The organism is Herbiconiux sp. 320_LB (assembly GCF_059691755.1).
Genome location: NZ_JCAWAD010000003.1, coordinates 234578 through 256917 on the forward strand (window position 1 = coordinate 234578; position 22340 = coordinate 256917).

A 22340-nucleotide genomic window follows, 5' to 3' on the forward strand; every position below is an offset into this window, starting at 1 on the left:
CCTCAGGCCCCGAGCACGCGGTCGAGGTAGGCGTTGGTGAACCGGCGCTCCGGGTCGAGCCGGTCGCGGAGGGCCGCGAAGTCGCCGTGCCGGGGGTACAGGCGGGCAAGGGATTCCGCGTCCTGGGTGTGGAGCTTCCCCCAGTGGGGGCGTCCGTCGTGCTGCTTCATGATCTCCTCGACCGCTTCGAAGTACTCCGTGTGATTCTCCCTGAAGTAGCGGTGCACGGCGATGTACCCGGTCGCACGCTCACTGGCGGTCGAGAGCCAGAGGTCGTCGGCGGCCGCGAACCTCACTTCCACCGGAAACGAGATCCGCCAGCCCCGCTCCCGGATGAGATCGTCGATCTCGCGGAGCACGTCGGGCACGTCGGCGGCCGGGATCGCGTACTCCATCTCGCGGAACCGCACGGTGCGCCGGGTGACGAAGACCTCGTGGGAGTGGTCGGAGAAGTCGCGGTTGGACCACAATCGCTCGGCGAGCCGGTTGACGGTGGGGACGACGGCCGGGACCACGCTGCCGACCGCGCAGGTGACCCGGTAGATGCCATTGGCCATCAGGGTGTCGTCGACGAAGGCCTGGGTGCGGCGAAGCGGCCGGCGGGCGACGGAGCCGTCGGCCCGGGTGTTGGTCTTGGTGACGGCGGTCCCGGTTCCCGGGAACCAGTAGAACTCGAAGTGGTCGTTGCCTTCGACGTGGTCGTCGATCGCCTCCAGCACCTCGTTCATCGGGATCGGGCGCTCGACCGCCTCGAGCACGAACGCCGGGACGCACTGCAGGGTGACCTCGACGATGATCCCGAGGGCGCCCAGTCCGAGCGCCGCCGCAGGCAGCAGCTCGGCGTTCTGCTCCTCGTCGATCCGCAGCAGGTCGCCCTCCGCGGTCACCAGCGTGAGCCCGACCACCTGGGTCGAGATGCCACCGAAGGCCGCTCCCGTGCCGTGCGTGCCGGTGGAGATGGCCCCGCTGATCGACTGGCGGTCGATGTCGCCCATGTTGGCCAGGGCCAGCCCGTGCGGCCGCAGCAGTCGTGGAAGCTGGAACAGGCGGGTGCCGCCCAGCAGGGTCACCCGCCCGCGGTCGCGGTCGACCGAGACAAGCCCGGTGAGGTCGTCGAGCTCGAGGAGCACCCCGGTGGCCACGGCGATGGCGGTGAAGCTGTGGCCGGCGCCGACCGCCTTGATCCGGAGCCCCGCCCGTGCGGCCCCCGCAACCGCGCGCTGCACGGCCGCGATGGTGGTGGGGCGCTCGACCCGTACCGGGGTGACGCTCTCGGTGCGGGCCCAGTTGCGCCAGGTGCCGTTGATCGCGGTCACAGGAACGCCTTCCCCTCGCCGCGGTAGCTCGGCACGACGGCGGTGACCCGGCCGTCCTCGACCACGCAGAACTCGTCGACGTGCTCGGCGAGCTCGCCGGACTTGGTGTGCCGGAGCCAGACCCGGTCGCCGATGCGGAGGCCCGCGGCGCCGCGCCCGGAGAGCGGGGTCTGCACCTCGCCCGCCATCTCGCGGGCCTGCATCCGGGTGCCCAGCGGCCAGACGACGCGGGGCAGTCTGTCCGGGGCCGGTGGGCCGGATGCGACCCAGCCGCCGCCGAGCAGCGTCGCCATGTCGGGTCGGGGCTTCCGCACCACGGGCAGCGCGAAGGCGGCGGCGGGGGCGGGGGTGAAACGGGAGTAGGTGTCGAACAGGTGGCCGCCGAACAGTCCGCTGCCGGCGGCGACCTCGGTGACCGAGGCGTCGGCGCTGGTGGATTCCAGTGATCCGGTACCGCCGCCGTTCACGAACTCGAGCTCGGTCAGCTCGCGCACGGCCCGCACGACGGCTCCCCGCCGTTCGGCGAGCTCGGCGACCGACTGCGACTGCATCCAGTCGATCACCCGCCCGACCGCGAGGGCCTTGACCGGGTTGCCGCCGGGCCGGTTGCCGACCCCGGCGATCTGCGACTCGTAGGCCATCATCCCGACCAGTGCGAACCCGGGCCGGGCCAGGATCGCGCGGGCGAGGGCGGTGGCCTGCTCGACCGTTGCCACCGGCGACCGCCAGACCCCCAGCCGGCCGAGACCCGGCGCGGTGAAGGAGGAGTCGAGCTCGATCGCGACCCTCAGAGGCGGGCGGGAACCCGGCGACACGGCGCTGTCGATCAGGTCGAGGTGCTCGACGGAGTCGACCATGAGCGTCACCCGGCGGGCGAGGGTCTCGTCGGCGGCCAGCGCGCGGATCGCGGAGCGGTCGGCCGTGGGGTAGCCGACCACCACGTCCTCGACGCCGGAGCCGTCTCCCCGGTCGTCGGCCAGCCAGAGGGCTTCGGGGAGGGTGTAGGCGAGGATGCCGGCGTACCCGGGCAGCGCGAGCACCGCATCCTGCACCGCCCGCACCCGGATGGACTTGCTCGCGACCCGGATCGGCATGCCGCCGGCCCGCCGGAGCATCGACCGGGCGTTGTGCAGGAGCGCCTCGAGCCCGATCACGGCCACCGGGGCTTCACGGTCGGCGGTGGCCGCGGTCATCCCACGCCAGTAGCGCTGCTCGTCGCGCCAGATCGCGGGGCCGGCGGGCGCGTCGAGGTCGAGCCGCAGGGCGGCAGGGGTGCTGTCGGTCATCGGACGCTCCTCACGCGTGAGACGGCTGCCGCACCGGCGAGCCCGAAGACCGCCGACACGAGGAAGAGGGCGGGGAAGCCGCCCATCAGGCTGACGATCGCGGCACCGAGCAGCGGCGCCATGGCCTGCGGCACAGCGGTGGCGATGTTCATGATCCCCAGATCCTTGCCGCGGGAGGCCGGATCCGGCAGCACCTGGGTGGCGAGCGCCTGGTCGACCGAGAGGAAGCAGCCGTAGCCGAGCCCGAGCAGCCCCGCGGCGACCATGGTGACGGTGAGATCGGGCACGAAGGCGAGCAGGAGCGCCGCGAGCGCCTGCAGCACCGAGGCGACGAGCACGAACATCCGTCGGCGCGCCAGCTTGTCCGAGAGGGCGCCCGCGACGATCGAGGCCAGCACCACGAAGATCGTGTACACGACGATCAGCACGAGCAGGTCGTCCTCGGCGTTCGGGTCGCGGAGGCCGAACATCAGGAAGTAGAGCAGCAGGGTCGTGCCGAGCGCGTTGCCGATGTTGACGAGGATGCGGCTGAGCAGGGTCCAGCCGAAATCCGGATGCGCGACCGGGCTGACCCACATCCCCTCGACCAGCGCCTTCAGCGTCAGGGGCGGCCGATCCACCTTGTGCAGCCGGGCGTCCGGCATGACGAGGCAGAACGGCACGACCAGCACGATCAGCAGCACGGCGACGGCCGTGTAGCCGAGGAACTGGCCGGTGAAGAGGGTGGTCGCCAGCAGCACACCGAGGATCAGGCCGATCGCCTGGGGCGCCGAGATCCAGCTCGAGACGAAGCCGCGCTGGCCGACCGGCACCTGGTCGGAGATGGTGGCGGTCAGGGCGGCGGAGAGGATGCAGAAGCCCACGATCGCCAGGGTCCACCAGATCCCGACGCCGACGAGGCCGTCCTGGAGGCCGAGGAGGAACAGGGACAGGCCGAACAGGGCGGCTCCCCCGGCGATCCACGGGCGGCGGCGGCCGAAACGGGAGGTCGTGCGGTCGGAGAGGGCGCCGGTCACCGGGAAGGCGATCAGGGCGAAGACGCCCGCGATCGCCGAGATGACGCCGAACGCGACGACGTTCTCGGTCCAGGAGGCGGCTTCGAGGTGCTCCTCGACCTGCAGGGGCAGGAGCAGCTGGATGGGGGTGAGCTGCGCCATCCAGATGCCGAGCCAGGCGGCGCCGAAGAGGGCGATCCAGCCCCCGCCGACGCGCCGGCGGGGCTCGGCGAGCGCGGCGGGTGCGGTGGTGTCGGGGGTGGTGGTCTCGGGGGTGGCGGTCTCGTGCGCCGTCGCGTCGGGGCGCTGCGGACGCTCCGGGCCGCTCATGCGCGGCCCCCCAAGGTCCGCGACCCGTCAGTCGTGGTCGCTATTCGGGCCGGATAGCGACCAGAAGTGACGGGTCGAGGACCTTCGGCGGGGGGCTCGGCCGGGAGTTCGGCGGGGCGGGACTCGGCGGCCAGGGCTCGGGCCGCGAAGGCGATGGTCGCCCGGGCGCGGTCGTCGTCGGCATCGGCCAGCCAGGCCAGCACGATCCCGTCGGTGAGGGCGACCAGGTCGGCGGCGAGCTGACTCTCGGGGCGGCCCCACGTGCATCCGGTCACCGTCGACGCCGCGCGCAGCGAGGCCTCGGCGAGCGCCCGGTACCGCGCGTACTGACGGGCCGCGACCCCGGCCATGCCGGGCGTGCGCATCGCGTACTGGGTCAGTTCGAACATCGCGCGTTCGCGCTGCGGGTCGGCGCGCACCTGGTCGAAGAAGCGCAGCAGCCCCAGTTCGAGCAGGCCCGCGAGGTCGGCTCCCGGGGCCGCGGCCGGCACCTCGAGCACGACCTCCTGGTTCTCGACCACGACGTCGACCAGACGGGCCAGCAGCTCCTCGCGGGAGCGGAAGGCGTAGTGGAAGCTCGCGAGCTTCATGCCCGCCTCGTCGACGACCGCCCGGGTGGTGGCACCGGCCACGCCGGACCGGGCGATCACGGTGAAGGCGGCGGCGAGCAGGCGCTCGCGGCGCTCGGTGACCGGCATGTGCGCCATGCGGCTCCTCTCGGCCCGAGTGGGTCGGGCGTCCCAGTCGCGCCAGTATGGCCCAACGGCAGGGCCGGTGTACATGCTTCTCTCCGAATCTCATCCGAAAGCCGGGGCCCGGGTTGAGGGCTCGACGGGGCTTCTGCGTCAATGGTCGAGGTGTCGGCATCGCAGGACGTGAGGGATCGAGCGCCGTCGCGAGCCGGCGACGGTGCTGCGCGGCGACTCCGCCGGGTGCCGACGCGGCGGCCCGGCACCGCTCGCCGGTCGGCCTCGCTGCTGGCCGCCACCGCGCTCGTCGCGGGCCTCGCGGTCGCGGGCTGGGTGGGTTCGGATGCCGTGGGCGCGCGTGCCGCGGGGGTCACGGATGCGGCGGCGACCGAGACGCCTGCTTCGGCCGGCGTGACGGCAAGCGCCGACGCGTCCGCCTCAGCACCCGCGGACGCAGCTACCTCCGCCGGCGCACCCGCCTCCGCATCGGCCAATACGGCACCCGCCGCCGCCGACGCACCCGCCGCTGCTGACGCTTCCGCATCCGCCGACGCCGCCCCCGCTCCCGAGCCCTCCTCGGCACCCGCCAATTCCCCGGAGTCGTCACCGCCCTCGACCACCCCGCCCGCCGATCCGGCACCCGCCCCCGTCATCGACACCCCCGCCACGGGCGCCCTCGTCGCCGACTCCGTCGCGGTCAGCGGCACGGCGGCGCCCGGTGCCGAGGTGCAGATCCTCGTCGGCTCCTCGTCCGAGCCCGCCTGCATCGTGACGCCGGATACCGACGGCGCCTGGTCGTGCCAGGTCACCGGTCTGACGTCCTCCCCCTCCACCGTCGTGCGCGCCGTGCAGCTGGTGCCGGGCGCCGACCCGGTCAGCACCTCGGTGACCCTGCGCATCCTCACCGCCCCGGTTATCACCGGCGGACCTCGGGGCACCCTCACCAACGCCGTGGTCCAGGGCAGCGCCTACCCGGGCGCCACCGTGACCGCCACCGCGGCGGGCTTCTCGTGCTCGGGCACGGCCGACCCCTCGGGCGCCTGGTCGTGCGGGCTGGCAGGCGGCATCACCGACGGTCCGTACCAGGTGACCGCCTCCCAGTCCACGACCTGGAGCGGCGGCGCGGCCTCCCCCGCGAGCAGCCCGCTCGCGATCGTGGTCGACGTGACGGTGCCGCCCGCCCCCGTTCTGCTCTCGCCCGCCTCGGGAACCGCGGTCGACGCATCCGGCGCCCTCTTCTCGGGCACCGGGGAGGACGGCGCGACGGTCTCGGTCTTCGCCGGCGCCTACGTGCTCTGCGACTCCCCCGTCTCCGGCGGGGCCTGGTCGTGCGCCTCGACGGCCGTGCCGCCCGGCAGCTACTCGCTGGCCGTGCTGCAGCAGGATGCGGCGGGCAACGTCAGCGTGCAGAGCGGGCCGCTCACCGTGGTCTTCCAGGCGGCCGGCTCGGGGGCCTCCCCGAGCACGACCCCGTCCTCGCCCGGATCCCCGGCGGCGCCCTCGACCGCGGCCCCGTCGTCGCCCGCACCCGGATCCTCCGGCGGCGCCCCTGCGGACGGCGGCACGGGTTCCGTTCCCGGGACCGACGGCGGCGCCCCGGGCACCACCTCTCCGGCTCCCGGTCAGGATGCGGTGGTCCCGCCGTCCGCCCCGACCCCTGGCACCTGGACCGACGCCACCCGCTTCACCTCTTCGGTGCTGCCGATGCTCGGCGCCGGCACCCAGGGGCTGCTCTGGCTGGCCCTCGTCGTCGCCGTGCTCGTGCTGCTCCTCGTCGCGCTGCCGGCACGGCTGCTCGGCCGCGCGGTGGCCTCGCTCGATGCGCTCGGCCGGGGCGGCGTGCAGAGCGGCTCGGGGGGCGCCATGTCCTCCACGGGAGCCTCTCGCTCCGCGTCCGGAATCGGCGGCGGGACGCAGGCTGGCTCTCCGCACGCCAGTACGGCGGACACCGCGGCAATGCACTCAGGCAGGACGGCCGCCGGCACGATGAACGCCGGTAGCGCGCACATCGGCACCGCACACGCCGGCACTACGCATGCCGGCGCAACGCACGCCGGCGACCCCGCGACCGGCCCCGTCATGATCACGGCCGCCGCCGCGGCGGTCACGCGCTGGTCCGACCGGTGGTTCGGGCGCAACCGCGCGCGGCACGAGTACGAGTCCGGGCCCGACGTCACAGTCGCCCCGGCCGTGCGGGGCGGCGCCGCCGTGCTCGCCAGCGCCGCCGTCATCACGCTCTCCGGCCCCGTGCTCGGCCAACCGGCCTACCTGCGCCTGTTCGTCGCGGTCGTCGCGGCGGTGGTGACGGTGAACCTCGCGGCGACCGTGCTGCCCGCGCTCGTCGCCCGCCGGGTCTTCGCCGTCTCGTCGCGCGTGCGCATCCGGCCTGCCCTTCTCCTCGTCTCGGTCGCTCTGGCCCTGGTGTCGCGGCTCGCCGACCTCGAGCCCGCGCTCGTGTTCGGGCTGGTCGCCGGAGTGGTCGCCGTGCCCTCGGGCCGGGAGGCCCCGACGCGCGCCTCCCGCGCCGCGCTGACGGCCGACCGGGGTGCTCTCGCCGCGGTGCAGGTGCTGTGCCTGCTCGCCCTGGGGGTGGTGGCCTGGCTCGTCTCGACCGCGCTCGGCGGCGTCGGCGGGTCGCTCGGTGCGGGGTCGCCCGAGGTGTGGCTGGCCGCAGGCTCCGAGTTCAGCAACGTGATCGTGCTCGCCTCGTTCGGGTCGGCGTCGGTGCTGCTGTTCCCGGTCGCGCGCTCGAGCGGACGACGCCTGTTCGACTGGTCGCCCGTCTCGTGGGCGCTGCTCGCCCTGTGCGCGTTCGCCGGGGTCGCCCTGCTCTCGGTGTCGGGCTTCACCGCGCTCGGCGCCCTGCTGCCCCTGGTGCTGGCGGCGGGCTTCGCCGCCGTGAGCCTGTCGGTGTGGGTCTGGGTCAGATTCGTCGCGGTCGACGACGGCGACGAGGATGCCGACGAGGCCGGCGGCCGGTAGCGGATTTCGCGGTGTTACGTCGTCGTGACCGGGTCATCCGCATCCGTCTTAGGATCGAAACGTGACTGACGCACAGACCTCCGACCCGCGGCCCTCCGACCCGCGGCCCGAGGGCACCGAGCACGGCTTCGGTGCCGACCGATCGTTCGATCGCGGCCGTGCGGGCGAATCCGCGTCGTCCTCGCGACGCGACAGCAACCTGGTGCCTCACCCCAGCTCGGAGAACGTGGTGACCCCCGACGAGTTCAAGGCCGCGTTCCGCAACCACCCGGCCGGGGTCGCCGTGATCACGGCCGACGCCGGCGACGGCCCCGTGGCCCTCACCGCGACCTCGGTGTTCTCGGTAAGCGCCGAGCCACCGCTGCTGGTCTTCTCGGTCTCGGACCTCTCCTCGAGCACCCCGACCATCCGCAAGGCCGACACCGTCGTGGTGCACCTGCTGGGCGCCGGTCAGCTCGACATCGCCAAGCTCGGCGCCACCAGCGGCATCGACCGCTTCGCCGACACGTCGATCTGGACCCGGCTCCCCACGGGCGAGCCCTACTTCCCGGCCGCGCACGCCTGGATCCGGGGGCGCGTGGTGAACAAGATGGAGGCGGGCCGCTCGACCGTCGTCGCCGTGCAGGCCCTGGAGACCAAGGCCCCGCCCGCCGGGGATCCCTCGGCCGACGCCGCCGAGGCCGAGCCGCTGGTGTACCACAACCGCACCTGGCACCGCCTCGGGGCGCACTCGAAGATCGAGCTCTGACGATCGGGCTCTAGGGAGCCGCAGGCCCCAGCAGGTCGAGTGCGTCGTCGAAGCTGCCGACCGGGGTCATCAGCAGCCCCACGTCGGCCGCGAGCTCGTCGTCGTCGTTCTCGACCACGATCACCCGCGCGTTGGCCAGGCGGCAGACCCGGATCTTGTAGTTGATCGACACCCGCTCGCCGGGGCGCTGCTGCACGATCACGACATCGGTCGGGAAGGCCGGATCGGTGAGCAGCTGCCCGAGCGATCCCGCGGTGATGCGCACGTCGACGTCCGGGAGTCCGCGCAGGCGGGCCGCTTTCATATCGAGCATCGCGGCATCCGCGTCGAAGACACCCACCGTCACCGGACGGGTGGTCGTGCTCCCGGGTCTCGGGTCGGACATCGGCGTCTCCCAAGCGGTGTCCCGGAGGTCGGGAACTCCCTGTCCAGCGGTCTCGTCCCCGCTGAACTCCCACCGTACGTCGCCTGAGGGCAGGGCGCACTACCGAACCTGGGGCTGGCCGCCATCGCGCCGGCCTGCTAAGAATCGGCAGCGAAGCTGGACGCCAGCCCCCAGTGTCGCCGAATAATGGACGTGGCGCCCAGGACCTGCGAAGGTGCGGACAGAGCGGTGCACGATCCGAAAAGGTCTCGAACTGGGACGCCCTCTTCGATGGGGACGAGGTCGGGTCTATGCCCGGAACACGTGTACGTAGAACTTTCTTGATCGTGGCCGGTGGGCTGGCCGGATGCGCAGGGCTGGTCGCCGCCGGATCGACGACGTCGGCGCCGGTGAGCGCGGCCGACGCGCCCACGCAGATCGACCTGCTCACCGCGGGTGACTACAGCGTGCTCGCCGCGAGCAGCGTCACCAACACCGGCCCGAGCGTGCTCGACGGCTGGCTGGGTCTGAGCCCGCAGACCTCTGTCACCGGCTTCCCGCCGGGGATCGTACTGGGCGACGTGAACGTGGCGAACGACGCCGCCGCACTGGCGAAGGATCATCTCACCTCGGCCTACGGCGTCGCCGCCGGCCTCACCCCCACCGTCGGCGGGCTCGGCGACCTGGCCGGCCTCACGCTCACGCCCGGTGTCTACTCGGGCGGCGAGCTCTCGCTCAACGGGACCCTCACGCTGGCCGGCACGGCCGACTCGGTCTGGGTCTTCCAGGCCGCGAGCACCTTCAAGACGGGCGTCGGCAGCAGCGTCGTCCTCACCGGCGATGCCTCGATCTGCAACGTCTACTGGCAGGTCGGCTCGGCCGCGACACTCGGCGGATCCTCGACCCTGGTCGGAACGGTCATGGCCTCGGACGCGGTGACCGTGGGCAACGGCGCCACGGTGCAGGGGCGCCTCATGGCGCTGACGGCGGAAGTGACGCTCATCAACGACCGCATCACGGCCCCCGAGGACTGCCCGCCGTCGGTCATCAGCCCGGTCTTCACCGGCTCGAACCCGACCGGAGCAAGCGTCGGAACCTCGTACGAATACGACGTCACCGCGACCGGCTCGCCCTCGCCGACGTACACCGTGGCCTCCGGGGCCCTCCCCGCCGGCCTCGTCCTCGACTCCGACACCGGCAAGATCACGGGAACCCCGACCCAGACCGGCAGCGCGACCTTCACGATCACCGCGGCGAACGGCACGGGTCCGAATGCGGTGCGCGAGTACACGATCGACGTGCAGCCGGCCGTGGTCACCCCGCCGACGGGCGGCGGTGACACCGGTGGTGGTGGGGGCGGGACCGGTGGTACCGGGAACGGGGGCACCGGTTCTGGCGGCACCGGCGGCACGGGTGGCACCGGCGCTGGCGGCTCCGGCTCTGCCGGCTCGGGCGGCTCCGGCTCTGCCGGGGGCACCGGGACGGGCTCGGGGACCGGCGGAACCACTTCGGGCACCGCGAACTCGGGTCAGGGCTCAGGCCTGCTCGCCGCGACGGGCGCGGAATCCCCCTCGCCCCTGCTCATCGCGGGCCCCTTCGCCGCGATGCTCCTCGGCGCGGTGCTGGTGATCGCCCGCCGTCGCCGCGGCGACATCCGCGGCCGCCTCACGGCCCGCCGCCAGGGCTGACGGCACGGCCCCGGCTCAGGCCGGGGCCGGCTCAGGCCGAGCCAGCGCCAGGCGGTCTAGCTCCAGGCAGTCCAGCCTCCGGTGACTCCCGGCTCAATCCTCGTCGAGCTCGGGGTCCATCCCGGGGCGTACCGCCGCGTCGTCGCGCACGTCGATCCGCGTGGTCCCGTCCGAGGTCGTGGTGACGTCGATGCGCGGCGCCGCATCCTCCTCCGTCGATTTCGGGGCCGCGGTCAGCTGGTCGTGACGCTTCTGGTCGTGGTCTCGTTCATCCATGGTCCCAGCCTGGCCCCCCGGGGTCGGAACCGGGCGGATGTCGGCGGCACGACCTACGCTCGGCATGCGCGGGCCGGCGCGCTCCCTACGAGAAGAGGAGCCCCGAGTGCCCGAATGGCATCCCGTCCAGGCCGTCATGCCGATCGAGTTCTACTATCCCCGGCCCGGCACACCCGAGCCCTTCGCGATCATCCGCTGGGTCGACGTGCGTCTGGAGGGTGCGCCGGTGTCGCGGTGGCGCACGGTCACCTACGACGAGCCGCGCCGCCTGCTCGGCGACGGGTACTACGAAGAGCTGGCCGATGCCGCCCTGGCCTGCCACAAGCTCGCGGTCGCGGCCGCCGTGCCGGCGGCGCTCAACGTGACCCGTCGCTGAACCCCGCGCGGGCGTCCAGCCCGATGTCGGTGGCTGATGAGACGATCTTCGGATGGGAACCTTCACCTACGCCGGCACCACCGAGGTCGGGATGGACGACCGGGCGCTGGCCCACCTGCAGATCGTCCTGGTCAACCGTCTGCGTCGCCACGAGAGCTGTGCGGTCACCTGGAACGCCGAGAGCGGAACCGGTCGCGAGACCGTCTGGGTGGCGCCGCACGTGGCGCTCCGGTTCTCGTTCGCCGACCGCGACAGCATCGGCCCGATCAACCGCGGGTGGATCGACGAGCTCACGGCGGGCGCGAGCCGCGGCGACCTGCGCCTCACCGCCGAGCCCCAGGCGGCCGCGTCGACGGCGGCGTCCGGCTCGTAGCAGTCTGAAACCCGGCGCGTCTGCCCATTGGCATCGCGCCCCGAGCGCCCTATGCTCACCACATGATGGGGATCATGGTGAACGCCCGCACCGCACGGGTGCACGAACTGCTCGACGAGTCCGGCACGCTCCTGGCGACGGCCTTCCATTCCGAAGACGGCTGGCACCTCAAGCACGCCAACCGTCACGACCGGCACGCCTGGCAGGGTCCGTTCGCGACGCTCGAGGATGCGGTGGACCAGTTCGCGCCCATCAGCGCGACGGGCGCGATCGCCGGCCTCGTCCGCTGACCCGCGGCCCGCGGCCCGCATCCAGTCGGGGGTGCCGTCCGCGTTCGTGCAGCGGCTGCCCCGCGTCGAGCGTGAATCGGGGCGGCGACCTACGCTGAACGCATGACCACACCTGCCATGACGCCGGACCCCTCCGTCTTCCGGGCGTAGATCGACGCCATCGACGCGGCTCACCCGCTCCGCACGCCCTGGCACTACGACCAGAGCGTCACCGGCCCTCGTCTCGACCGCCTCGACGCGAAGACCGCCTACCTCGTCGACTACATCGAGTACCTCGAGCGCCGCCTGGCCGCCCTCGAGTCCCGCCCACCGGCCCCCTGACCCCGCCGGGAGCCCAGCCCGAAGCTGCTCAGGGCGTTCCGACCTCGCCCGGACGAGGTCGATCGGATTCGAGCAGGGCCCTCAACTCGGCGATCTCGCTGGCGAGGATTCGCATGTCCCGGCGAGTCACCGCAGCATCCTCTTCGTCCCGCAGCGCGACCCGTTCGACGATCCACGAGGCGATCGTGGCGGTCACCACACCGAGGAGGGCGATTCCTCCGAGCATCAACCCGACCGCGATCAGGCGGCCTTCGAAGGTCACCGGTGAGTAGTCGCCGTAGCCCACGGTGGTGATCGTCACGAAGGCCCACCAGATGGCGTCGCCGAACGAATTGATGGTCGAGTCGGGGGCACCTCGCTCGGATTCGAGGACCGCGAGCGACGCGACGAACACGAGCAGGGTGGACGCCCCGGCGACGTAGACGACGACGCGGCCTCGGAACGCGTTGCCCGCCGTCCTGTTCAGGATCGTCAGGAGTGTGAGCAGACGCAGCAGTCGAAGGGGACGGAACATCGGGAGCACCACGATGAGGAGGTCGAAGATGTGGCGGAAGAACCAGCGCCACCGGTCGCGGGCGAGGATCAGGGTCACGACGTAGTCCACCAGGAACACCACCCAGGTCGCGGTGATGAGGGTGTCCGTCAGTTGCTCGGCGGGCCCGGTGAGATCGCCGATGATCTCCCATGCATACGCGGCCAGGAAGAGAAGGGCGACCGCAGCGAGCGGCCATTCGGTGAGGCGGCGCCATCGTTCTTGCGTCATGCGGGAACTCTAGCCGCGCGCGGTCGAGGTGCCGCCTCGTTAGGGTGGTCGTGGAGGGGGTGGCCGTGTTGTCGAAATGGCTGGAGCACCAGGGTGCGCGGGTCGCGGTACTCGGTGGCTCGGTGCTGGTCGTGGTGATCGGTCTCGCCGTCCTCCTGATCGGAAGCACCCTGGCCTCGGTCGCCCAACGCGGCGATGCAGCAGATGGAGCCCCCGGAGACGCCTTGATGATCGTCGGTCTGGTCGTGGCCCTCCTGGGCGTCGCGATGCCGATCGCCCTCATCGTCGCGAGGACAATCTCGCGACGGCGCGCCCAGCGGTAAACACGCGGTCCGAAGCAGGCCGAGGCCATGCTGGCCTGTGCCTGTGCCTGTGCCTGTGCGGGGGCGAGGGCATAGCGCATCCGGGGGTGGGGTTCCAGGGGCGGGCGCGGGTGGGCGGGTGAACAGCGGATGACGGGATCGGGCGCGATCGGATGATTCTCCGAGGGGGCTGTAAACGCGATATGAATTCTCACAGGACGTGACCCGGCGGGATCCGGCGCGTCGATAGCGTGAGCGGCGTCGTCTGCAGACCCCGCGCAGACGGCCCCATCCTCGGCTCCTGCCGTCATTCCCGAAGGACCCCCCTCGTATGAAGAGCGATCAGCTCCTCGGCGCTTTCACGCGCCTGAAACCGCGCACCGCACTGGTGGCGGGCGGCCTCGCGGCCGTCGTCGCCCTCGGCACACTCGGCGGGGGGATCGCCTACGCCGCCGGCGGACTGAACCCGCCGCCCGTGAACCCCGCGGTCGTGCATGTGGCATCCGCCGTCCCCGACCGCGTCATCCTCACGCCGACCGAGACGCCCGCGCTGACGCAGAACGTCTCGTGGCGCACCTCGACCGACGTCACCGCTCCGCAGGTGCAGGTCGCCGCCATGACCGCGGGCCCGGTGACGGCATCGACGACGATCTCGGCCGTGTCGACCACCGAGTTCGCCACGGACCTCGGCTACCGCATCAAGTACCACACCGCCACGCTGACGGGCCTGACGGAGAAGACGGCCTACCTCTACCGCGTGGGAGACGGCGAGACCTGGAGCGAGTGGCTCGAGTTCGAGACCGCCGCCACCACCGCCGAGCCGTTCTCGTTCATCGTGCAGGGCGACGCCCAGAACGACGTCAAGTCGTACGCCTCGCGCGCCTTCCGCGCGGCCACCGAGGCGCGCCCCTACGCCAAGGCCGTCGTGCACCTCGGCGACCTGATCGACACGGATGTCGCCGACGCCGAGTGGGGCGAGTGGTTCGGCGCGGCCGGCTTCTCGAACGCCTACATGAACATCATCGCGGCCCCCGGCAACCACGAGTACTACCCCGGACCGGAGCTCACCCGCTACTGGGGCGCGCAGTTCGAGTACCCGCGGAACGGCCCGGCGCAGACCGCGACCGTGAAGCAGATGTTCGACGAGAACGTCTACTACGCCGACATCCAGGGCGTGCGCTTCATCACCCTGAACGCCAACTACGCCTACGGCGACATGCTCGCGCAGCAGACCGAGTGGCTCGACCAGGTGCTCGCGACGAACCCGAACAAGTGGACCGTCGTGGCCTTCCACCAGCCCGTCTTCTCGGTGACCTCGGGCCGCGACAACGCCTCCATCCGCGAGGCCTGGCTGCCGCTGTTCGAGAAGTACAACGTCGACCTCGTGCTGCAGGGCCACGACCACGCCTACGGTCGCGGCAACCTCTTCTCGAACGAGCAGAACCTGCCGGCGGGCGCCGACCCGAAGACCAGCCAGACCGGCCCGGTCTACCTGGTCACCGTCGCGGGGCCGAAGATGTACGTCCCGGATCCGCTGAACGACAACAACTGGATCAAGAACGGCGCCGACCTCAAAAGCATGAACCGCGACACGCAGATGTACCAGACGGTCGACGTCGTGGGCGACAAGCTCCACCTCGAGAGCCACACGGTCACCGGCGACCTGTTCGACGCCTTCACCATCACGAAGGGCGGCGACGGCCAGAAGCTGGTCGTCGACGAGACCGAGGCCTGGACCTCGGGGCCGGGATCGAGCCGCGCCGACATCGGCGCCCCCGAGCGGCCGGTCGCCGTGGTTCCGGGTGGCGACACCGGGACGCCGACCCCGACGCCGACGCCGACGCCTGAACCGACCGAGACGCCGACGCCGACCCCGACTCCTGAGCCGACCGCTACCCCGACGCCCGAGCCCACCGCGACACCCGAGCCGACGACAAGCCCCGAGCCCTCTCCGACGCCCGAGCCCACCGCGACACCCGAGCCGACCACGAGCCCCGAGCCCACGACGAGCCCCGAGCCGAGCACGACCCCCGAGCCCACCGCCACCTCGACCCCCGACCCCCAGCCGACCGAGAACCCGACCCAGCCGAAGCCCGAGGCCAAGCCCACGGCAATCGAGCTCTCGGCCACCGGGATCGCCGCCGGCGGGTCGCTCGACCTCAAGGGCGGCGGCTTCTGGCCGAACGAAGACCTCGAGATCACGTTGCACTCCGACCCGATCGAGCTCGGCTTCCCGAGCGCCGACGCGAACGGCGCGTACTTCTTCACCGCCCACATCCCGGCCGGGGTCGCACCCGGCCAGCACACCATCGTCGTGCGCGGCCTCGAGTCGGGTGCATCCCAGTCGGTGGCCATCACGATCCTCGCCCCGGGTTCGGCATCGACCGGGGTCAAGGATTTGGCGAGCACCGGCTTCAACGCCGGCGGTCTCCTGATCGCCCTCGCGGGAGCCGCCATGCTGGCCGGCCTCCTGGCGCTGTTCGTCGTGTACCGCCGCCGCCAGGGTGACGTCGCATGATCCGGCCGCTCACCGCATCCGCTCACGAACCGGACGACGCGCGCCGACCGAACGGCCCGCGCACCCCGCACGCACGACCCGAACCGAAAGGCCGTCATTCCATGACGAAACTGTCCCCGCGAGGCCGCGGCCGGCGGCTGCTGGCGGGCATCGCCACCGCCGCCGTCGCCGCCGCGCTGCTCACCCCGGCGCTGGGCGCGGCCCCGGCGGCCGAAGCGGCCACCGTGACGCCGCTCGTGCAGCACGGGCCGTCCGTGGTGCCCGACCGCATCGTCCTGACGCCGAACGGCGATCTCGCCACCTCGCAGGCCGTCACCTGGCGCACCTCGAAGGGGGTCACCACCGCCAAGGCCGAGTACCGTGAAGCCACGGCCACGCCGTATCCGACCGGCATCAAGACGGTCAACGCCGCGGTGAACAAAGACCTCACCACGGCGAACTACGACGAGTCCTTCCACACCGTGAAGTTCACCGGCCTCACCCCGGACACGCAGTACCAGTACCGCGTGGGCGACGGCACCAACTTCAGCGAGTGGCAGCACTTCACCACGGCGTCGGCCACGGCGGATCCGTTCTCGTTCATCTACCTCGGCGACGTGCAGAACGGCATCAAGTCCGACGCGAGCCGCGTCATCCGCAACGCCTTCCGCGACCGTCCGGACGCCTCGATCGTGCTGCAGGCCGGCGACCTGATCGACGACGCCAACGACGACAGCCAGTGGGGTGAGGTGTTCGACGCCGCCGGCTACCAGTTCGGCACCCAGAACTTCCTGGCCGCGGCGGGCAACCACGAGTACGAGGGCGAGCAGCTCTCCACCCAGTGGCAGGCCCAGTTCGCCTACCCGCAGAACGGCCCCACCGACCCCACGGTGCAGGCGCTGCTGAAGGGCACGGTCTACTACAACGACTACCAGGGCGTGCGCTTCATCTCGCTGAACAGCAACATCACGGATGCGTCGGCCCTCGCCGTGCAGACCGCGTGGCTGAAGGCGACCCTCGAGTCGAACCCGAACAAGTGGACGGTGGTGTTCTTCCACCACCCCGTGTTCTCGCTCGACGAGGGGCGCAACAACCGCGCCATCCGTGAGGCCTGGCTGCCGCTGTTCGAGGCGAACAACGTCGACCTCGTGCTGCAGGGCCACGACCACAACTACGGGCGCGGCAACACGAACGCGGCCGAGCAGGGCAACCCCACGACCTGGAACTCCGAGCTCAACTACGACGGCCCGGTCTACGCCGTGTCGGTCGTGGGCTCGAAGATGTACAGCGGCGCGGGCCCCCGTCTCTGGACCGAGAACGGTGCGCATCTGAAGAAGCTCGAGGGCGGGGTGGAGCTGTACCAGCTCATCGACGTCGCGGGCGACACCCTCCGCTACGAGTCGCGCACGGCCGACGGCCAGTACTTCGACGGTCTCACGATCGTGAAGAACACCGCCGGCAAGGCCGTGACCGACGACGAGAAGCCCCAGGTCATCAACCCGTCGAACCCCGGCGGCCCCTGCCTCGGCTGCAACCCGAACCCCGACCCGGGCGGGCCCACCGATCCCACCGACCCGACCGACCCCGGCACCCCGGCCGACGTCGACTACGAGGTCGTCTCCTCGCTCGACTCGGTGAACACGTCGAACGCCTCCCTCCCCGCGGGCTCCGCCTACTCGGAGTCGAGGGACCTGCTGTACCTGGGCGACCAGAACGGCCGGAACATCTTCGAGGTGGATCCGGACACCGACGAGGTGAAGCGCACGATCACGCTGCCGGAGAACATCCGCGACCTCGGCATCGACGACGCGAACCAGCTGCTCTACGTCGGCCAGCAGAACCGCAACTGGGTCGTGGTCTCGACTGCGGATGCGACCTTCGGCCAGGTCGTGCGCGGACCGTACTCGTTCATCGAGTCGAACCGCTCGATCGACGTCGACCCCGTGCACGGCTACGTCTACGGCGCCGTCCCCTCCCGCGGGATCGAGGTGCTCGACATGAACACCGGCGCCTCGCTCGGCGTGGTCGACGGCACGGCCGGCGCCTACTACGTGGCGGCCGACACCGCGAAGGGCTACGTCACCGCGGCGTACTTCGAGGAGGTTCCGGATGCGGTGCAGGTCGCGACCTTCGACGCCACCAAGGGCTTCGATCAGGTGTGGGAGAAGGCGACCCGGGTGAACGCCCGTCAGGTCGACGTCGACTCCACCAACGGTCTCGTCTACGTCGGTTACACGGGCACCGCGATGGGATCGGGCGGCTTCACCGTGCTCGACCTCGCCACCGGCGACCAGCGCGGCGACTTCGCCGACCCGGCGTACGGCAAGGACGGCTACGGCATCTCGGTCGACGAGGAGCACCAGCGGGTGTTCGTCTCCAACCGCGACTTCCGCCTCAACCCCCCCGGCTCGGAGCTCGACGCCGTTGCGGTCACCGTCTCGAAGCGCATCCTGGGGGCGGGCTACGACTACGACGTCACCGGATCGATCGACGTCGTGAACAAGACGAACGCGTCCCTCCCCGCCGGCTCCGCCTACTCTCAGGCGAAGAAGAGGCTCTACCTGGGCGACCAGAACGGGCGGAACATCTTCGAGCTGAACCCCGACACGAACGAGATCGCCCGCACGATCACGCTGCCGGAGAACATCCGCGACCTCGGTATCGACGACGCGAACCAGCTGCTCTACGTCGGTCAGCAGAACCGCAACTGGGTCGTCGTGTCGATTGCGGATGCGTCGTTCGGCCAGGTCGTGCGGGGCCCGTACTCGTTCATCGAGTCGAACCGCTCGATCGACGTCGACCCCGTGAAGGGGTACGTCTACGGGGCGGTGCCGTCGCGCGGCATCGAGGTGCTCGACATGAACACGGGCGCCTCGCTCGGCGTGATCGGCGGCACGGCCGGCGCCTACTACGTGGCCGCCGATCCGGCGCACGGCACAGTGGCTGCGGCCTACTTCGCCGAGGTTCCGGATGCGGTGCAGGTCGCCACCTTCGACGCGAACGACGGATTCGGCCTCGACTGGGAGAAGGTCACCCGCGTCAAGGCGCGCCAGATCGACTACGACTCCAAGAACGGGCTGCTCTACGTCGGCTACACCGGCACCGCGGCGGGTTCGGGCGGGTACACCGTGCTGGACTCGGCCACCGGAGCGCAGCTCGCCGACTACGCCGACCCGGCGTACGGGAAGGACGGCTACGGCATCTCGGTGGATGAGGATCGCCAGCGGGTGTTCGTGTCCAACCGCGACTTCCGTCTCAACCCGCCCGGCTCGGAGTCGGCCTCGGTGGCGGTGACGATCAGTCAGCGGCGCGGCATCGAGGCGCCGGTCGACCCGACCGACCCGACCGACCCGACCGACCCCACCGACCCCACCGATCCTGGGCCTCCGGTGGGTTCGGAGTACACGGCCACGGCGCTGAAGGCGATCCCGTCGGCGACCGACAACGCGGATCTCGACACCAAGCCGGTCGGCTCGGTCGTCGACTCCCGCACCGGTCACCTGTTCGTGGGCAACGAGCAGCGTCCGGCCCGCGTCGTCGAGATCGATCCGGCCACCGACACCGTGGTCAAGACCCACGCGATCGCGGGCGCCGAGACCGAGGGCGTGCGAGATGTCGCGATCGACGCCGCGAAGAACGAGCTGTACGTCGCCTACGGCGCCTCGTGGACGGTCGTCGACCTCGCCACGGACGCCGTCAAGCGCGGGCCGTTCGCCTTCGGTGCGAACGTGAGGGGCATGGACGTGGATCTCGCCACGGGCCGCGTGTTCGGAGCCCTGCGCGGCACCGGGTTCACGGTCATGGACGCGAACACGGGTGCGCCGATCACGGTCGTGACGGCCGAGGGCACGACCTGGAGCTCGCACGGCATCGCCGTCGACTCCAAGGCCGGTCGTCTCTACCTCACGAACAACGACAGCCCGACCGCGACCGAGGGCGTGCGGGTCTACGACCTCGCGAGCTTCGCGATGCTGCAGACGCTCTCCGTGTCGGCCCCCGACTACCGGTCCGTGGCCGTCGATCCCGAGGCGGGCCGACTGTATCTCGGGCACGCGTCGAGCACCTTCGACGGCAGTGGTGTCCGCATCCTGAAGACCGCCGACCTGAGCGAGGTGGCGAACTACACCGCTCACGCCTACGGCAACAAGGTGTACGGCATCGCGGTGGATCCGAAGCTCGGCAAGGTCTACGTCTCGGCGCGCGACCGCTACCCCACGGGGATCGTCGCGCTCCAGCGGGCCCGCTAGCCCGCACCCCCAGAACCGCGTCGGCCCCGGGCCGGCGCGGTTCTGCGTTGCACCACACCTCGCCCGATTCTCGGCCTTGCCGCCCAAATTCGACAGGTGTTGTGCGAGACTGATGATTCCACCGCATCGGGGGTCGTCATGCGAAATCGATTCGTTCTGGCCGCGGCGCTGTCCGCCGCGTTCCTTCTCAGCGGGTGCACCAGCGCATCCGTGCCGCCCGCCGCCGAGGTTCTGCCCGCCACGCAGACCCCGGTGCCCACGCAGACCCCGGTGCCCACGCAGACCCTGGCGCCTACGCAGACCCCGGAAGTGGATCCCTCCCCCGCGGCCGTAGGTGGCTCGATCGCGCAATGGGCCAGCGCGATGGCGGGAGCTCGAGTGTCACTCGACTCCTGCGCGGCGGGCTGGGACGACGCGGGATGCAGCGTCGCGGCCATCGACACCTTCGCCTGCAACGCAGCCCTCACAGCGGGGGGCTTCGTCGCCGACGCCGTCGACGATCTGGTCACCGGACCATCGACCGAGACGAGCACCACCTACCTGGGCCGGCCGCCGGCCGAGATCGCCGATCTGTACGACACGACCCTCCGCGCGGCCGCGGCACTGACGAGCGCCGGCGAAGACTGGAGAAGCGCCAGCTGCGCCGAACCGCGAGGTGACTGCCCTGCTCTGGCCGCCGAGTTCACGCGACAGGTGGACGCGTTGGGCGATCAGTTCGACGCCTGGGAGCCGTACCTGTAGGAAGGGGGTACCCCCAGAGGGACTCGAACCCTCACTGAAACGATTTTAAGTCGTCTGCCTCTGCCGATTGGGCTATGGGGGCGTGCCATCCCACCGTAGGGCACGCGACGCAGAGAACGCCCCGAGCCGGTGGCTCCGGGGCGTTCTCCGTGACGCGGATGCGCGGTGGTGGCGCGCGGCCAGCAGCGGTGGGCCGCTACTTGGCCTTGGCCTTGGTCTTCGGCGCCGTCTTGGGCGCCTCGGGAGCCGAGTCGGTCGCCGCGACGCCGTTGACCTCGGCGGTGGCCGCGGGCTCCGAGCTGTGCGAACCGGGCAGCTGCGGGTTCGGCGTCGCCGGAGCGGCCTCACCGGAGGTAGCCGGCGCAGCCGCAGCCGCCGGCGCCACGGCCGGAGCCGCCGCACGCGGACGCGCCGCGAACTCCTCGAAGGCCGCACGCGGGTGAACGCGCGCCTCGAGCGAGACGTTGTCGCGGCCGAGGAAGAAGTTGTTCACCCAGCCCCAGATGACGCGGAACTTGCGCTCCCACGACGGCATCGCGAGACCGTGGTAACCGCGGTGCGCGAACCAGGCCGGGAGGCCCTTGATCGCGAGCTTGCCCGACTGGAAGACGCCGACACCGAGGCCGAGACCCGCGACCGCGCCCATGTTCTTGTGGTAGTAGTCCTTGACGCCCTCGCCGCGCAGGTCGGCCACGATGTTCTTCGCGAGCAGCTTGCCCTGACGCACGGCGTGCTGGGCGTTCGGCACGCAGTAGCCGCCGACGCCGCCGCCCGTGAGGTCGGGCACGGCCGACACGTCACCGGCGCCCCAGGCGCCCTCGACGATGCCGTCGTCGCCCTCGACCCGCAGGTCGGCGCGCACGCGGAGACGACCGCGCTCCTCGATCGGGAGGTCGGAGTTCTTGATGTCCGGCGTGGCCATGACACCCGCGGTCCAGATGATCGTGTCCGACTCGAACGACTCACCGGTCGAGAGCTCGATCACACCGCCGACCGCCGACTTCAGCTGGGTGTCGAGGTGGATCTGCGCGCCGCGCTCGGCCAGGTTCTTGATCACCCAGAGCGAGGTCGGCAGGCTGACCTCGGGCATGATCCGGCCCATCGCCTCGATCAGGTGGAAGTGCGTGTCCTCGAACCCGATCTCGGGGTAGCTGTCCAGCAGCGCCGAGACGAACGAGCGCAGCTCGGCGAAGACCTCGATGCCCGCGAAGCCGCCGCCGACGACGACGACGGTCAGCAGACGGTCGCGCTCGGGGCCGGCCGGCAGCAGCGCCGCCTTGTCGAAGTTGGTGAGGATGCGGTCGCGGATCGCGGTCGCCTCCTCGATCGTCTTCAGGCCGATCGCCTCATCCGCGACACCCGGGATCGGGAAGGTGCGCGAGACGGCGCCCGCGGTGACGACGATCTGGTCGTACGTCTCCTCCCACGGCTCGCCCGCACCCTCGACCGGCGTGATCGTCGCGGTCTTGGTGGCGTGACTGATGTGCGTGACCCTCGCCGCGATGACCCGCGTCTTCTTGAGGTGGCGGCGGATGCCGACGACCGCGTGACGCGGCTCGATCGACCCGGCGGCGACCTCGGGGAGGAAGGGCTGGTACGTCATGTAGGGCAGCGGGTCGACGACGGTGACCTCGGCCTCACCCGCGCGGAGCCACTTCTCCAGCTTCCAAGCGGTGTAGAAACCGGCGTAGCCGCCGCCGACAATCAGGATCTTGGGCACAGTGAAACGATCTCCTCAGTACAGGGGCCTGGATAC

General features: G+C 71.4%; 18 protein-coding genes and 1 tRNA gene. 10 read left to right on the forward strand and 9 right to left on the reverse strand.

The features are described 5' to 3' along the window. Positions 1-2: 2 nt before the first annotated feature. Genes AC59HU_RS09055 through AC59HU_RS09070 form a run of 4 tightly spaced genes read right to left on the reverse strand, consistent with a single transcriptional unit; the run spans position 3 to position 4634 of the window. On the reverse strand, positions 3-1316 hold the full coding sequence (locus AC59HU_RS09055; protein WP_497223051.1) for a D-arabinono-1,4-lactone oxidase: 1314 nt from the start codon (positions 1314-1316) through the stop codon (positions 3-5). Further along, on the reverse strand, positions 1313-2602 hold the full coding sequence (locus AC59HU_RS09060; RefSeq protein WP_497223052.1) for an alanine racemase: 1290 nt from the start codon (positions 2600-2602) through the stop codon (positions 1313-1315). The genes AC59HU_RS09055 and AC59HU_RS09060 overlap by 4 nt, the downstream gene beginning before the upstream one ends. After that, the gene (locus AC59HU_RS09065) at positions 2599-3927 is read right to left on the reverse strand and encodes an MFS transporter (protein WP_497223053.1); all 1329 of its coding nucleotides are present in this window, start codon (positions 3925-3927) and stop codon (positions 2599-2601) included. The genes AC59HU_RS09060 and AC59HU_RS09065 overlap by 4 nt, the downstream gene beginning before the upstream one ends. Next, complete coding sequence (locus AC59HU_RS09070; RefSeq protein WP_497223054.1) at positions 3924-4634, reverse strand: TetR/AcrR family transcriptional regulator; 711 nt, start codon at positions 4632-4634, stop codon at positions 3924-3926. Before AC59HU_RS09070 ends, AC59HU_RS09065 begins: the two co-directional genes overlap by 4 nt. A gap of 225 nt (positions 4635-4859) precedes the next feature. Here AC59HU_RS09070 and AC59HU_RS09075 point away from each other — a divergent pair, with 225 nt between their 5' ends. Together AC59HU_RS09075 and AC59HU_RS09080 are read left to right on the forward strand one after the other, a co-directional pair. Then, entirely contained in the window at positions 4860-7598 is a 2739-nt protein-coding gene (locus AC59HU_RS09075) for a hypothetical protein (protein ID WP_497223055.1), read from the forward strand. 199 nt (positions 7599-7797) lie between these two features. After that, positions 7798-8346, forward strand: coding sequence for a flavin reductase family protein (locus AC59HU_RS09080; RefSeq protein WP_497223497.1), 549 nt, complete (start codon positions 7798-7800; stop codon positions 8344-8346). Positions 8347-8356: 10 nt separating this feature from the next. Here AC59HU_RS09080 and AC59HU_RS09085 read toward each other — a convergent pair whose 3' ends face one another. Then, complete coding sequence (locus tag AC59HU_RS09085; protein ID WP_497223056.1) at positions 8357-8731, reverse strand: hypothetical protein; 375 nt, start codon at positions 8729-8731, stop codon at positions 8357-8359. Between the two features lie 290 nt (positions 8732-9021). On the opposite strand from AC59HU_RS09085, the gene AC59HU_RS09090 reads away from it, so the two are divergent. Next, a complete protein-coding gene (locus AC59HU_RS09090; protein WP_497223057.1) occupies positions 9022-10398 on the forward strand; it encodes an ice-binding family protein in 1377 nt (458 codons plus the stop codon). Between the two features lie 93 nt (positions 10399-10491). Here the strand turns inward: AC59HU_RS09090 and AC59HU_RS09095 are convergent, their stop codons facing one another. Next, the gene (locus AC59HU_RS09095) at positions 10492-10674 is read right to left on the reverse strand and encodes a multidrug transporter (RefSeq protein WP_497223058.1); all 183 of its coding nucleotides are present in this window, start codon (positions 10672-10674) and stop codon (positions 10492-10494) included. 106 nt (positions 10675-10780) lie between these two features. Here AC59HU_RS09095 and AC59HU_RS09100 point away from each other — a divergent pair, with 106 nt between their 5' ends. From AC59HU_RS09100 to AC59HU_RS09110, 3 genes are all read left to right on the forward strand, one after another. Next, positions 10781-11050: a hypothetical protein gene (locus AC59HU_RS09100; protein ID WP_497223060.1), complete on the forward strand. Its 270-nt coding sequence runs from the start codon at positions 10781-10783 to the stop codon at positions 11048-11050. A 52-nt stretch (positions 11051-11102) separates the two neighbouring features. Then, positions 11103-11423, forward strand: a complete 321-nt coding sequence (locus tag AC59HU_RS09105) for a DUF7882 family protein (protein WP_497223061.1) — start codon at positions 11103-11105, stop codon at positions 11421-11423. Positions 11424-11485: 62 nt separating this feature from the next. Then, positions 11486-11713 carry a hypothetical protein gene (locus tag AC59HU_RS09110; protein WP_497223063.1) on the forward strand — a complete coding sequence of 76 codons (228 nt, stop codon included), beginning with the start codon at positions 11486-11488 and terminating at the stop codon, positions 11711-11713. A 349-nt stretch (positions 11714-12062) separates the two neighbouring features. Here AC59HU_RS09110 and AC59HU_RS09115 read toward each other — a convergent pair whose 3' ends face one another. Next, entirely contained in the window at positions 12063-12797 is a 735-nt protein-coding gene (locus AC59HU_RS09115; RefSeq protein WP_497223064.1) for a potassium channel family protein, read from the reverse strand. 65 nt (positions 12798-12862) lie between these two features. On the opposite strand from AC59HU_RS09115, the gene AC59HU_RS09120 reads away from it, so the two are divergent. The 4 genes from AC59HU_RS09120 to AC59HU_RS09135 all read left to right on the forward strand — a co-directional run bounded on the left by AC59HU_RS09120 (position 12863) and on the right by AC59HU_RS09135 (position 20584). After that, positions 12863-13120, forward strand: a complete 258-nt coding sequence (locus AC59HU_RS09120; RefSeq protein WP_497223065.1) for a hypothetical protein — start codon at positions 12863-12865, stop codon at positions 13118-13120. Between the two features lie 310 nt (positions 13121-13430). Next, the gene (locus AC59HU_RS09125) at positions 13431-15617 is read left to right on the forward strand and encodes a fibronectin type III domain-containing protein (RefSeq protein WP_497223066.1); all 2187 of its coding nucleotides are present in this window, start codon (positions 13431-13433) and stop codon (positions 15615-15617) included. A gap of 101 nt (positions 15618-15718) precedes the next feature. After that, a complete protein-coding gene (locus AC59HU_RS09130; RefSeq protein ID WP_497223067.1) occupies positions 15719-19843 on the forward strand; it encodes a fibronectin type III domain-containing protein in 4125 nt (1374 codons plus the stop codon). 138 nt (positions 19844-19981) lie between these two features. Further along, a complete protein-coding gene (locus AC59HU_RS09135) occupies positions 19982-20584 on the forward strand; it encodes a hypothetical protein (RefSeq protein ID WP_497223068.1) in 603 nt (200 codons plus the stop codon). An 8-nt stretch (positions 20585-20592) separates the two neighbouring features. Here the strand turns inward: AC59HU_RS09135 and AC59HU_RS09140 are convergent. After that, positions 20593-20666 (reverse strand) — tRNA-Leu (locus AC59HU_RS09140). A gap of 114 nt (positions 20667-20780) precedes the next feature. Then, a complete protein-coding gene (locus tag AC59HU_RS09145; RefSeq protein ID WP_497223069.1) occupies positions 20781-22304 on the reverse strand; it encodes an NAD(P)/FAD-dependent oxidoreductase in 1524 nt (507 codons plus the stop codon). Positions 22305-22340: the final 36 nt, after the last annotated feature.

Coding starts and splice junctions, on each gene's coding strand:
- AC59HU_RS09130 (WP_497223067.1), top strand. CDS start 15,719: ATGACGAAACTGTCCCCGCGAGGCCGCGGCCGGCGGCTGCTGGCGGGC.
- AC59HU_RS09110 (WP_497223063.1), top strand. CDS start 11,486: ATGATGGGGATCATGGTGAACGCCCGCACCGCACGGGTGCACGAACTG.
- AC59HU_RS09070 (WP_497223054.1), bottom strand. CDS start 4,634: ATGGCGCACATGCCGGTCACCGAGCGCCGCGAGCGCCTGCTCGCCGCC.
- AC59HU_RS09090 (WP_497223057.1), top strand. CDS start 9,022: ATGCCCGGAACACGTGTACGTAGAACTTTCTTGATCGTGGCCGGTGGG.
- AC59HU_RS09105 (WP_497223061.1), top strand. CDS start 11,103: ATGGGAACCTTCACCTACGCCGGCACCACCGAGGTCGGGATGGACGAC.
- AC59HU_RS09125 (WP_497223066.1), top strand. CDS start 13,431: ATGAAGAGCGATCAGCTCCTCGGCGCTTTCACGCGCCTGAAACCGCGC.
- AC59HU_RS09115 (WP_497223064.1), bottom strand. CDS start 12,797: ATGACGCAAGAACGATGGCGCCGCCTCACCGAATGGCCGCTCGCTGCG.
- AC59HU_RS09060 (WP_497223052.1), bottom strand. CDS start 2,602: ATGACCGACAGCACCCCTGCCGCCCTGCGGCTCGACCTCGACGCGCCC.
- AC59HU_RS09065 (WP_497223053.1), bottom strand. CDS start 3,927: ATGAGCGGCCCGGAGCGTCCGCAGCGCCCCGACGCGACGGCGCACGAG.
- AC59HU_RS09135 (WP_497223068.1), top strand. CDS start 19,982: ATGCGAAATCGATTCGTTCTGGCCGCGGCGCTGTCCGCCGCGTTCCTT.
- AC59HU_RS09095 (WP_497223058.1), bottom strand. CDS start 10,674: ATGGATGAACGAGACCACGACCAGAAGCGTCACGACCAGCTGACCGCG.
- AC59HU_RS09085 (WP_497223056.1), bottom strand. CDS start 8,731: ATGTCCGACCCGAGACCCGGGAGCACGACCACCCGTCCGGTGACGGTG.